This is a genomic window from Pseudomonas sp. TH21 (genome assembly GCF_016651025.1).
Taxonomy (GTDB): Bacteria; Pseudomonadota; Gammaproteobacteria; order Pseudomonadales; family Pseudomonadaceae; genus Aquipseudomonas; species Aquipseudomonas aylmerensis.
In genome coordinates this window covers 67,681-79,822 of sequence record NZ_JAEKEQ010000001.1, presented here as the reverse complement: position 1 = coordinate 79,822, position 12,142 = coordinate 67,681, and the positions used below count along the sequence as shown (strand labels likewise).

Genomic DNA, 12,142 nt, shown 5'->3' with positions numbered 1-12,142 from the left:
GGCCCGCCAGCGGAAAAATCAATCAACCTCACGCCTTTAGGAACTCAACATGAACCAGCTAAAACAGCAACAAGCTGCCTTGATTCAAGAACTGGAAACCTTGGAACAGAGCCTTCCACAACTGGAAACCGAATGGCGTAACGCGCCGCGCGGTTTCAGTGCTGTTGGCAACCCAATTGGAAGCCCGGAAGCAAGCGAAGCTGCGGATAAAATATCAAGTGCCGAAGCTCGTATACGTGCGATACCACACGACTTGGCTGCAATTGATCGGAAGATTCAACACTTAGAACGCCTGGATAAAAACGATCAAATCAAAGTCGAATCCATCCAAGCAATGACCGATGCGACAGCTGAAATTGAAGCGCTGGAGCGAAAAAGAGCGCACTTGAGTGAGCGGTTTAAGGCGATTCAATCTGAAGCCGATCAAGCACTGGAAAAGGCGCAACAAGCCGAGCGCGACGCTGCAACGTCCTACGCCAAAAGCCTCGCCAGCGGGGATACCGAAGGGGAAAAATCGGCAAGCGGCGAAATGCAAAAGGCCGCTAAGCAACTGGCAACAACGGACGAGCAGGTCAGAAGGCAAGACCTGATCCTCGGTGCTCTGCAAGTCGAGCTCGATACTCTTGAAACTCAAATTACTAATGCCCACCAACGTTGCGATGAAGCCAAGGCCACAGCATTGAGTGCAGTAGGTTTTGCGCTGAATGAGGAGTGGAATGCTGCAACCGAACGGCTGATGGCTTTGGGCGCACGCATAGTAGCCGTCAGCCACAAAAAGGGGGGAATGGGCGATTCTTTGTCCGGACTGAAAGTGCCTCGCTTCGGGCCCTTCCATTCGAAACTTGACCGTTCAGATCTGGCAGCGTTAGCCCGTAACATCTCCCTGGAGGAACTACTCGCTGCGTAACCCCGAATCAGCCCGGTCTCCCGGGCTGATTGTTCGACTTATTCAGTTCAAGAAGACTTCCGATCTATCAATTATTTAGCCGCAAGTCTTCTTACTTCCTCGTAGTTGTCCGTCATAACCACCAGTGGGCCCCTATGCCCGTCAATCGATATCAATCTTAATACCATTTCTTGGGTTGCCATCCAATCGAATGGTTCGTAATAAGTGGCGGGTATCTGGAGTCGAGAATTTCTGAGAGATATGTCGAGCCAGCGCGTCACTTGAAGTGGTTAAGATCAGGCCCATATTAGGCATAGTAGTGGCGAGCAACCGAAATATATCTAGCATGGCGACTCTGTTTAAATCATCTAAATGAGCAATCGGCTCATCCAAAAAGAAAGTACCACCAACGGTCCTCGCCCGCGCCAAATACAAAGACAATGCAAGATCCTGACGCTGCCCTTGACTGAATCGGGCTTCAGCGTCAATTGGTTGATCTTCGTGCCCCTCTGCAATTGCAGTCCAGCGGAGGACATCACTACCCTCAGAGATACTAAGCCCCTTATAAACTTCATTAGCATGCATACGTGAAAAAAGTTCAGCGGCTGGTTTCAACACGGGACCCAAGCATGATATAGAAAGCGACCTGATATGCGCTCGATACAAAGATATTATCCTCTCAGCCTCGCTAAAATAATGAGCCCCCTTGTTGAGTTTATTACTGACCAACTTTTCTTCACTCTGCAGAATCTCAAGCGCTTTAATATCGTCATTGATATTTACAGAAGCCTCTGCACGGGCCAAATCCTCTAGACTCTTTTGTGTTACCGCCTTCTCGCTTTCGAGTCGCTGATGGATTTTAGTATAATTATCCAGTGTAACGGCCTGCCCCGGAGCCAGAGAACTCCAAGCAGAAGTTAACACACTGCTACTTTGCACAGAAGACTGAAGGTTTTTTGTCCAGTTACTAATTTCAACATTTACCTGATTTAGCTGAACCGTCAATAACTCGCGCCCGTTCTGCAAGTCATTACGAGTTTTAGTCAGCACACCCTCTTGGCCAAAATAATGGGCTCTATAGCGCTTCACCCTATCAATACAACTCATAAAGCGTCCAAGGAGCGATAACTCACCCTCGGGCGAGAATGTAATTTCAACATACGCCAAGGTTTCGAGACACTTGCTCAACGAGGTAGCAACACGTAAGCGATCAGACCAGAGTTCGATGCTTTGGACAGTAACACCTGAAAGATCAGGCAACTTCATTATTTCTAAATAATTAGAAAGTTTTTCATGCTGTCTCAATTGCTGTTCAACACTATTAAGACGCTGCAGATGCATTTGGTAAATTTCAGCTTTAACTTTTCCAGCCCTAAACTCTTTAAGAGCAATCTCCTCACTTGCTCTTTCAGCTATAAGCTGATGATGAAGATGAGCAACTAGTGGCGAAATTGAATCATTTTGAATAGTTACTGCCGCAATAAGTTCTTGGTGCGTTATCCAATCATGACTACACAAAGGACACAAAGTATCATTGTGAGAGTGAACTAAAGAACGCCCTAATGATATCAATTGCTCCGCGGCAGAAGATAATTTCTTAAAATCAGACTCTAATATTTCTCTTTTTTTACTAGCCTGGCTAGCTTGCGCCTCAAGAAAACTCAAACCTTCAACTGGCTTGATTTCCTGCGACCTCGCAACAAGTTCATTCTTTTGAACAAGTAACGCATTAATGTCCGCAACATTATTTAATAAGTAATTGAGCGATTGCCTCCAAGCATCTCGCTGACCATCGGACCAACTCAGCTCTGCAAACACACTTTTAACATCAAACACAGACGTTGGGTTAGCCTCGAAATATTTTTTGGCTACACCTTCACCAATCAATGCCGAAGAAGGCTCTAACTTTGCAAGCTGTTCATCTGCCCACCTTACGGTTCTAGCTGCCGCATCAAAATCAGGTAAAATATTTGACATCTCGAGGTCATTAGTTGAGACGGTTTTTTCTAGGCCAGCTTTCCGCTCATGCAAAGTTTCTAATTGACTACGCGACACTTCCAAATGCTTTTGATGTTGGTGATAGCTATCCCACTCAGCATAAATTTTATTTAAAGATATTATTTTGGCTTCTAACTGAATCCTACCTTGCTCAACGAGTTTCTTAGTTTCTTTCAATCTATCCTTTATTTCAGCGGATCCAGAAGCGGGCGGCAAACCAAGACGCTCAAGGCTGCTGTGAATCATCGCTTCAAACTCATGATTGGTTAGAAGCGTTTCATTGACTTTTGCAGTCAGCCCTGCTATTTCTTGTCGAATATTAGAAAGTTTTGCTTCTACGCCCTTTATACTTGGTAGGGCATTACGATAATCGGTAATTTTTTGCAATGCGTGTGTTAAATGCCCAAAACCAAGTATATCAGCAAATATTTGCTCCCTATCAGATGCTCGGCTATTATCAACCAATAGTGCTAACGCATTTGAATACAGCCAACGACTACTCCTTAACCAATTACGTTTTACATTTTTCGAAACCTTCTGGTTTTTCCCTCCCACAGAATCTGGCGTAAGCATTTCTAACAGGTCGGCATCGGTAATTTTATTAACCTCATCACCAACCTTTAAAGTCAAAGTCCGCCCATACCTTCGCAATTCGTATCGAGCTTGTCCAATTAAGCACTCTGCTGAGACCTCCATTCGACCTTTTCCCCACTGGCATGGAAGCTCGTGTGTACTAACATCATTCACAACCCCAGTAAGAAGCCATTCTATAGCGTAGCAAATCGAACTTTTCCCAGTTCCATTTGCTGCGTGAATAACGATCAGGGGGGTGTCTAGAGGAATCGTAATCGTATCAGGGATTCCTCGAAAATTACTGACAGTGATGGAGAGCAAACGAATCGACAAATTGCTATTCATTTAGATCCCACTCCTTAGAATGAGCTTCAGCCGTAGCCAAGCTTCCATTCAATTCAATTTCATCCATTAGCTTTTTGGCTTTGGGATCGAGTATCGGGTTAATCGCAAATTGTGCAACACTTGCTACTGTTGCTATTCCCAGAGATGTAACTCTCTCTACCCTTTGCCATTGATCAGGGTATTTTACAACGACATGTTTTCTGACGAATCTTGTATTTTTTTCCGTATCTGCGATAAATTTTTTTAAATCATGCATCTCTGAATCAACTGCAAGAACCAAATAACCATCAATAACTACTCCCGACCGTTCTCTCCCAACGAGAAACTTATCAAGCAAAGCTTCAGAAATTATAATTTTTTTGATTGACTCATCATATTCTAAACCCATCAGATTGATGAGCAAAATAGAGGCAAAATTAGACTCCCAATAAAAGCTGGTGACTTCCAGCTCATCAAATTCAGCCATTTGCAAATTTTTCGCAGTGAAACCAGCGTCCACGGCGCGAATATCTATATCCACCAATAGCTGATCAAACATCCAACTTCTCCTTTCGCGCAACTATATCTTCCATCAATGAAGAAGGCGACTTGCTCGAATCCAACTCGGAATAATACGATTCAACCTCATCTATTCCAAAGACGAATGCTTTTCTGGCAAGCGTAGGGTATGTAATATTATTCTCTTCATCTGCGGCATACGTTATATTGAAGCGCCCGCGCTCTGAGGGCTTTATTCCAACATCAGGTATACGACCTTTCCCTTTCCAAAAAACAATCAGCTCGGGATGCTCGCCGGGTTGCTTTGCCCAGTCTACTATATCAGCTTCCATCGACCGAACACTGTAAGTATAGTTACTCCAGCCGAGAATATTAGCAGTATATCCTGAGTCCGAGACGTACGTTAGTTGGCCACTACAGTACCTCTCGTACCGCCAATGGGTGTTAGATTGAGATTTGAGATAACAAAGTGCGTGCACCGTACCCATAACACACTCGCCATGATCATATATATGGTTGGGTAGGAAAGCTGCTCCGGGTTTTACACCATGAATAGTAGAGTAAGTAAAAACCCCGCTAGCTTGGAAAGCTCCCGACTCTACTAGCTCTTGTAATATTTCCAGCTCAGAATGGACGGGAACCGTCATGTCTACAGTAGCAGGGTATTTACTTATGATCTGCGAAAGCTCTACTTCTTCAGCGCTCAAATCAGAGTAGATGCCATGATCCTTAAATCTATAGGGAAAGGCGCGACAAACAACTATAGTGTGCCCGGTGCTGTCCCAGGCTAATTCAGCTAACAACGCACCTGGCGAGATCCTGCGCATCAAATTTCCGCAAGGACTGTTCGTTGGCGCTTTGGTCGTTATGTTTGATAGTTCAGCTGTTGGGAAAAAACCCGTAACATTCTTCCAAACACCATAATCTCTAACTTGACCGCTATTTGAAACGACCAATGCAACCTTAGAATTCTGCCGCAACGCATGATAATCAGACAATGAACTTTCAAAAGATGCCTCAGCCGCATTCGTATTATGAGACACCAGTAAAACATTCGGGCGTAATAACGCATCCTCCCTTTGCCCAAGATAAACTCTTCTCAACTGGGACTTTGACTCAGATATAGGCGCTACAAAATCATCACCGAGTATCGGCCAAACAACGACATCTTCAAATGCCAACCTCAGCGAAACATTGCCATGATCAAGCTCTGCATCTAGTGGGTTGTTTTCAACTAAAATATAACACTTTTTTTCTTCATCACTTAATTTAACCCAGCACCAGCCTGCGCGATAGTTACAGCCGGAAGCGGGTTCCCACTCGGGATCTATCCAAACTTTGCTTTCTTGATCCTCATTTTTCCATTTAAGGAGCGTCAAGCCGTCTACATATCCGCACCCCACCATCAGCACAATTGGCGAAGTGTAATCCTCCACCAATTTATTGCAAAACGACCATTTATCCGCTGTGAGAGCCGACGACCCACAAATAATGATGGAAACACGCGAACCAAAGTGATGCTTCAATTTAGAGTCTGGCTCTTCAAGCAAACCTCGAATAGTAACCTCTACGCTGTTGCCGGAACCTTGTACAACAGCCACATTGAATCGACCATTATGATTCAAATTACAGTCTATATATGCTGTTCTAATTTTTGAAGCTAGTTCTACATCTCCCGCTCCCCGACTTAACCCCCTAGTACCCAAAACGTTATTAAGAAGTATCTCAATTTCATGCGTTGTGGCACCACCAACTGTATCCAGCTTAAAATATGTCGACTTTATCTTATCTTTGTCAGCAACTAGCCTTGACAAATCCTCTTTTCGATGGAGTATTGTTTTGGTTGCAGTCATCCTAGCCCAAAACAAATCACACAGCTGAGCGCCCGAGCTAATTCCTTTAAGCTCATCACTTTCCTTGAGCTTTACATATTTATTTTTTACCTTTAAGGCTTCTTCCTCAAAAGTAGACCTTAACGCGTCAAATCTTTCTACTCCAGTGCCATCCAGGAACGTCATGAGGGCAGCAGTTGTGCTTTCTGCAACAGCCAATATATAAAAAAACTCTTTTCCGTCAGCTGAAATTAGTTTTGGTTCCAGAACTGAGTTTAGAAAAAACTTGCAAATTTCCGGAATGAACTGGGGTAGTCCTATATTGGACTTCAACCTTTTACATTGGATGATGCCAACCGACACTCCCTGATGCGTTAATATGACATCGCGCCCACCATCCGCTCCGTCATTCATCCGTCTTGCGCTGTCATACCAGCTATGGGAATCGGAGCCTGCTAACGCATTGTAAATATCAGACAAAAGAAGCTCGAACTGAGCATCTCCGAGACGCTCAAATGGAAGCTGCCCGGCATCAAATGCGAATGCATTGGGCCTCTTTTTCAAAGCTTTTTTCCGATCTGCCACATCCTGCTTAGGCTTCAGCAGTAACTCGCGTAAGTCCTTCATTGAAAACACCGCTCCTTGGACTGATCTCGCGCACTTCGGGTAGTCATGCCCAGTGATTATTTTTTGCCATCCTATCAGCTTCACAGAGCTTTGATATGTAGGTCGCAATATCGGCGCGTACCAAAGAAGTGTCGTATCGTGTTGAATCGGTGTGTCGATCCCCAAGCCTGAGGCCCCTTAGGGCTGGTGCAGCGCTCCTTTCCCTACATTCGTCTTAATCTATAAAACACACCGACCGGCTTGCTCACGTATGACTACCGTCCGTCATTGCTGGATTTCTGTCTGTTACGACGATGAAAATAATCATTCCGGTCTACGGTCTGCTCAAATTTGAAAACGTCGCTGTAACACCATTTTTGGTTGTGACACCAAACGCATATGAATAACTATGCGGGGTGCACACAAATAAAAATCAATAAATTCAAGAGCTTAATAATTCATATAACACTTGTTACACTTGGTGCTTACGTGTCTACCCCGCCCCCCATTGGAAATGAATTCCACCAGCGAAGAGATTCCTGCGGGAGCCAGGGCCCCCTGAGCAGAAGAAGCATGTACGGGGTGGGGTCCCCGCAAGATCGTGTTAGCGGAAAGTCACCCAGCTTAGTGACCAGATGAACCTGGTGAACTCCAGTTCTCCTGTGCATTTGCCCTACCGTTTGAGCGATCTGAGAGAACCGTTACCAGTACCGTAAGAATGCCCTCTTTTCTTCAAAATCCTTTCAATTTCAACGATTGAAATTTCAGTAACTTCCAACGCCTCCCACTAACTTGATCCCGCGGGTTTCATGCCCCGTGTGAAGCTGAAGCTCTCAGGGTCCCCAGCGTGATTTCCTCTCATCGAAAGGCGGAGCCCGCGAATTTCGCTTGGTAGGCTTGAGCGCAACGCGCCTGCCCACAACACCCGGATGCTGACTTTAGCGTTACACGCAGGGGCAGCGTTACATCGGGGGTACGCTATGTCGCTCAACTGTGTAACAGGCCTGAAGGCCAATGAAGCCGGGCGTTTGGTGAAGGGCGTTACACTCGTAACACCGGTTACACCAGTTTTGGTGGGGGCTGGATATGTGCTCTCATACTGCCTTTCCAAATTGGCCCTACACCACATTGTTGGCCTCCGGCCGGATTCAACCGGTCGGCGCAACAGATTGGCTGAATCGTTCAGCGGGGCATTTTCAAGCATTCACAACGATGCAAAAAAGCAGCTTGATATCGGTAGTTTCGTTTTGGAGTTCGTGTTCATTTTGCGACAGGGTCATGGAGGCTTTTGCCCAGCTATACGCCTCTGATGAAGAAAGCGCTGACGTGTCAGTGGTGCCTTGGTGCATGTCTGAATGTCCCAACCTGCCGTCTGGGTAGAGTAACCATCCCTCCCACCCCATCAGGATGGCGCCGGTTGCCTCCAGGAGTTGCAAAGCTGTAATCGCGTGAGGATAAGGAAGAACCAGTTCGCTTTGAGATACTGATAGCCGTTGCAAGTCAGCTAGGGTCATCGGGATATCCTTGTATCATGCGTTCGGGTTTGGGTGTTGAGCCTGATTAGCTTAAGAGAAAAGTCCTAGCCGGCTGAGCGCGTATACAGACTATCAATGCATCAACGATTTGGTGTTGCTTTGCCCCACGGGGATGCTACGAAAAAGTGGCCAGAAGGAAGCGCCGTGTATGCCCACGTGTATGCCTAACCGAAGCACCACCAAGCAGACCCAATGAATACGGGCCTCTTACTGTCCAGTTCAAACGACGCCGGGGCACCATATACATGAAAAAGCCCCAGCGCCGAAAGCGCTGGGGCTTTTTTGTGGGTGTTGATTCAGTGCTTCTGCAACGCCTCCAACCGCGCCGGCAGGTCTTCCTCGGGGAAACGCTCATGCAGCGCCAGCAACTGCTCATCCGCCGCCCTGCTTTCTCCCGCCGCGCGCAACCGCAGGATTTCGCGTAAGCCTTGTTCCAACGATGGCAACGCCACCGGCGCACGCTTGCTCAGTTGTTTGGCGGCGGGGGCATCTGCCAATGAGCCGGCGATTTCAGCTTGGGGCGGTGGGGCGACGGCCAGGCGGGCCATGGGGGCAGGCGCAGGCGCCGAGAACGCTTGTGGCGCCGGGCGTGCAGTGTCCTGTTGAAGACCGGAGAAGGTCGCGGTGGATATCTCGGGCTGCGGCACCGGCGAGCGCATCACCACGCCGATCATCAGCGCGAGGCCTGCGACGGTAGCGAATGCCATCTGCCAGCGCGGGCGTTGGCAGGCTTGCAGCCAGCGTTGCCAAAGGTTTGGCTGCGGCGCCGGGGCTTCGCGGCGGGCGGTGGCGAGGATGAAGGCGTCGAGGGACGCAGGCGGTTCGCCCGTGCTGTGTTGACGAAAATGCTGGATCAGCTCGTCGTCAGGCATTTGTCGTGAGTCGGTCATGCGGGTATCTCCTCGGCCAGCAGGCGGCGCAGTTTCTGCTGGGCGTAACGCAGGCGGCTTTTTACGGTTTCCAGCGGGGCGCCGGTGAGGGCGGCGATTTGCGGCACCTCAAGGTCGCCGTGCAGGCGCAGCAGGAAGACTTCGCGCTGGTCTTCGGGCAACGCCTGCAGCGCGGCGTCGAGGCGCGCCTGGTCGCGGCTCAGGCTCAGTTGCTGCTCGGGCCCGGCGCTGTCGTCGGGCTGGGCGTGCAGTTGCTCGTCGTAGCTGTCGTGCAGGGGGTTGTGAATCCCGTGCTTGCGCCAGTAATCGATCAGGCGATTGCGGGCAATCTGGAACAGCCACGTACGAAAACTCGCCCTCCCCTGTGGCTGCGTGTTGCTGCGGATCAGGCTGAGCCAGGTCTCCTGGTAGATTTCCTCGGCCAGTTCGGCCTTGTTGCTCAGGGACACCAAAAACCGATACAGGCCCTGGCGGTGCCGCGCGTACAGGGCTTCGAACGCGGCACCATCGCCGGTTCGGTAGCGGGCCAGCAGCGATTCGTCGCTGGGCAGGTCGTTTGGAGCGGGCATATCGATGGCTAACTCCCTTTATTCACTGTTTGGCCGGGGCTTTGAGGCTCTGGGCCAATTCCACCAGTTGTACAAACTCGTTGCGCAACCCGAACGGGTCATCCCCACGCGCCGAGCGGGCCAGTGCAGCGGTGTCCTGCAAACTCATGCTGCCAGTGTAGCGGCCATCGCCCTTGAGCTGTTGGGCGAAGGCCGCCACGGCCGCCGAGAAGCGCAGGTCGTCGCTGGCCGCAGTGGACGCGTTGACGATCGGGCGTTCGATCAGCCGGCTGTCCCCGCCTGCCGCCGGCTTGTAGCGCACCCGCAGCAGCGCCAGCTCGCCGGTGTTGTGCGCCACCTCAGGCGCTGACGCGTAGCGCAGCGGCTCCAACCAGCCTTTCTCGCCCTTCGGCACAATTTCATACAGCGCGGTGACGGTATGCCCTGCACCGATTTCGCCGGCGTCAACTTTGTCGTTGTTGAAATCCTCACGCTTGAGCGCACGGTTTTCATAGCCCAGCAGGCGATACTCGCTGACGCGCGCCGGGTTGAATTCGACCTGCAGCTTCACATCCCGCGCTACCACCGCCAGGGTCGAGCTGAGTTGCTCGACCAGCACCTTGCGCGCTTCGCGCAGGGTGTCGATGTAGGCGTAGTTGCCGTCGCCGGCATCGGCCAATTGTTCCATCAGGTGTTCGTTGTAGTTATCCACGCCAAAGCCGAGGGTGGTGAGGGATACGCCACTTTTGCGCTGGTCTGCGGCCATTTGCTTGAGGCTGTCGAAGTCGCTGACGCCGACGTTGAAATCACCGTCGGTGGCCAACAGGATGCGATTGATGCCCTTGTCGATAAACCCTTCGCGGGCCATCTGGTAAGCCAGTTCGATGCCGGACGCGCCCGCCGTGGCACCGCCGGCAGTGAGTTGGTCGATGGCGTTGCGGATCCTGGCCTTGTCTCGCCCGGAGGTGGGCTTGAGCACTACGCGGGACTCACCGGCATAGACCACCAGCGACACCCGGTCCTGGTCGCGCAACTGATCCACCAGCAACTTCAGGGTGCTTTTGACCAGGGGCAGACCCTCGCGGCGGTCCATGGAGCCGGACACATCCACCAGGAACACCAGGTTGGCCGGGGCCAGGTCCGCCACGGCGCGGTCGGAGGCCTTGATGCCGATGCGCAGCAATTGGGTGTGCGGGTTCCACGGCGTGGTGGCGACTTCAGTGGTGACACCAAAGGGCGAGCCATCGGTGGGCAACGCGTAGTTGTAGGGGAAGTAGTTGACCATTTCCTCCAGTCGCACGGCGCCTTCGGGCGGCAGGCTGCCTTGGTTGAGGAAACGCCTTACGTTGGCATAGCTGCCCGTGTCGACATCGACGCTGAAGGTGGACACCGGCGTTTCGGCCACGCGGTGCACCGGGTTATCCGGAAGGTTCTGGTATTGCTCGCGGGGCTCACTGCGGTAGACCATCGCTGCCGAATCCTGCATCACCAGGCGCGTGGTCATGGGGGCGGGTAACGGCATGCGCTGGCTCACAGCGCCTTGCACGGCGGCACTTTTCAACTCGGCGACCGGCGCAGGGTTGGCCGGCTTGGCCACATCATGCGAGGCAGACAGCCCGCAGCCAGCCAGCGCCACCAACAAGGTCACGGCAAAGCCCTGGGCAGCAGGACGCAGGAAGAGCGGGGAGTAGGACATGGGTCTGAACCTCGTGAATGAATGATCCGTTCACAAGGTCAGACGCAAGCTTCAGGTGGTTCGGGTTAAACCGTGTCTACTCAATCGACCCGCACCTCAACGGCACGGGCGATCGGCTGCCACTGTCGACTCCATCGCCATCGGGATGCCCTGGTTCGGCGCCAGCAACTCGTAGACAAAGAAGGGACAACGGACGCCCATCTTGCCCTCGGTATCCGAGCCATACACCATGCCGACGTAAGCCTCGTACTGGCGGCCCTTTTCAAAGGTGTACACCCGCGAAAGCGCCGGGCACTTGCTGTAGGTGCTGCCGTAGCTGCCCACCGCCAACTCCTCGCGCACCATCAGAAACGGCTTACCCGCCGGCACCTGGTATTCGGCCACGATCTCGGTGTACATCCCTTCGGCCATGCTGGTCACACCGAGGTATTCGGCCATCTTCGGCAGCACGCGCGGGGCCATGCCCAACTTTGGCGGCACCAAGGGTGATTGCGGGTAATTGATGCTCGGCTTGACCACGTCATAAAAACGCCCGGCCTTGGCCAAGCCTTGCTCATTGCCGACGCAGCCGGTGTACGCGCCGCCCCGCACTTCGCCATTGGTGATCACACGCAACTTGGCCGTGTCGGTACCGGCGGGCGGTGCAACGTAGGGCACCCAGGGTTGGTGGTTGCAGGCAGACAGCAGCAACAGCGTGCTGCACAGGGCGAGAGGTTTCAGGTCCATTGAGCGGGT

Annotated in this window: 9 protein-coding genes; 1 reads left to right on the top strand and 8 read right to left on the bottom strand. The window is 51.2% G+C overall.

Annotated features, from left to right (window positions below):
• Positions 1-49: 49 nt before the first annotated feature.
• Complete coding sequence (locus tag JFU04_RS00305) at positions 50-907, top strand: hypothetical protein (RefSeq protein WP_201143300.1); 858 nt, start codon at positions 50-52, stop codon at positions 905-907.
• Between the two features lie 141 nt (positions 908-1,048).
• Here JFU04_RS00305 and JFU04_RS00300 read toward each other — a convergent pair whose 3' ends face one another.
• From JFU04_RS00300 to JFU04_RS00265, 8 genes are all read right to left on the bottom strand, one after another.
• Positions 1,049-3,802: an AAA family ATPase gene (locus JFU04_RS00300; RefSeq protein WP_201143299.1), complete on the bottom strand. Its 2,754-nt coding sequence runs from the start codon at positions 3,800-3,802 to the stop codon at positions 1,049-1,051.
• A complete protein-coding gene (locus JFU04_RS00295; RefSeq protein WP_201143298.1) occupies positions 3,795-4,340 on the bottom strand; it encodes a hypothetical protein in 546 nt (181 codons plus the stop codon). The genes JFU04_RS00300 and JFU04_RS00295 overlap by 8 nt, the downstream gene beginning before the upstream one ends.
• Positions 4,333-6,759, bottom strand: a complete 2,427-nt coding sequence (locus tag JFU04_RS00290) for an ABC-three component system protein (RefSeq protein ID WP_201143297.1) — start codon at positions 6,757-6,759, stop codon at positions 4,333-4,335. Before JFU04_RS00290 ends, JFU04_RS00295 begins: the two co-directional genes overlap by 8 nt.
• A gap of 1,175 nt (positions 6,760-7,934) precedes the next feature.
• Positions 7,935-8,252 (bottom strand): hypothetical protein, encoded by a 318-nt coding sequence (locus JFU04_RS00285; protein WP_101265332.1) that lies wholly within the window; start codon positions 8,250-8,252, stop codon positions 7,935-7,937.
• 317 nt (positions 8,253-8,569) lie between these two features.
• Positions 8,570-9,163: a hypothetical protein gene (locus JFU04_RS00280; RefSeq protein WP_065899536.1), complete on the bottom strand. Its 594-nt coding sequence runs from the start codon at positions 9,161-9,163 to the stop codon at positions 8,570-8,572.
• Complete coding sequence (locus JFU04_RS00275; protein ID WP_065899535.1) at positions 9,160-9,732, bottom strand: RNA polymerase sigma factor; 573 nt, start codon at positions 9,730-9,732, stop codon at positions 9,160-9,162. The genes JFU04_RS00280 and JFU04_RS00275 overlap by 4 nt, the downstream gene beginning before the upstream one ends.
• A 22-nt stretch (positions 9,733-9,754) precedes the next feature.
• A complete protein-coding gene (locus tag JFU04_RS00270; RefSeq protein ID WP_201143296.1) occupies positions 9,755-11,407 on the bottom strand; it encodes a vWA domain-containing protein in 1,653 nt (550 codons plus the stop codon).
• A 96-nt stretch (positions 11,408-11,503) separates the two neighbouring features.
• Entirely contained in the window at positions 11,504-12,133 is a 630-nt protein-coding gene (locus tag JFU04_RS00265; RefSeq protein ID WP_201143295.1) for an amidase, read from the bottom strand.
• Between the last annotated feature and the right edge of the window lie 9 nt (positions 12,134-12,142).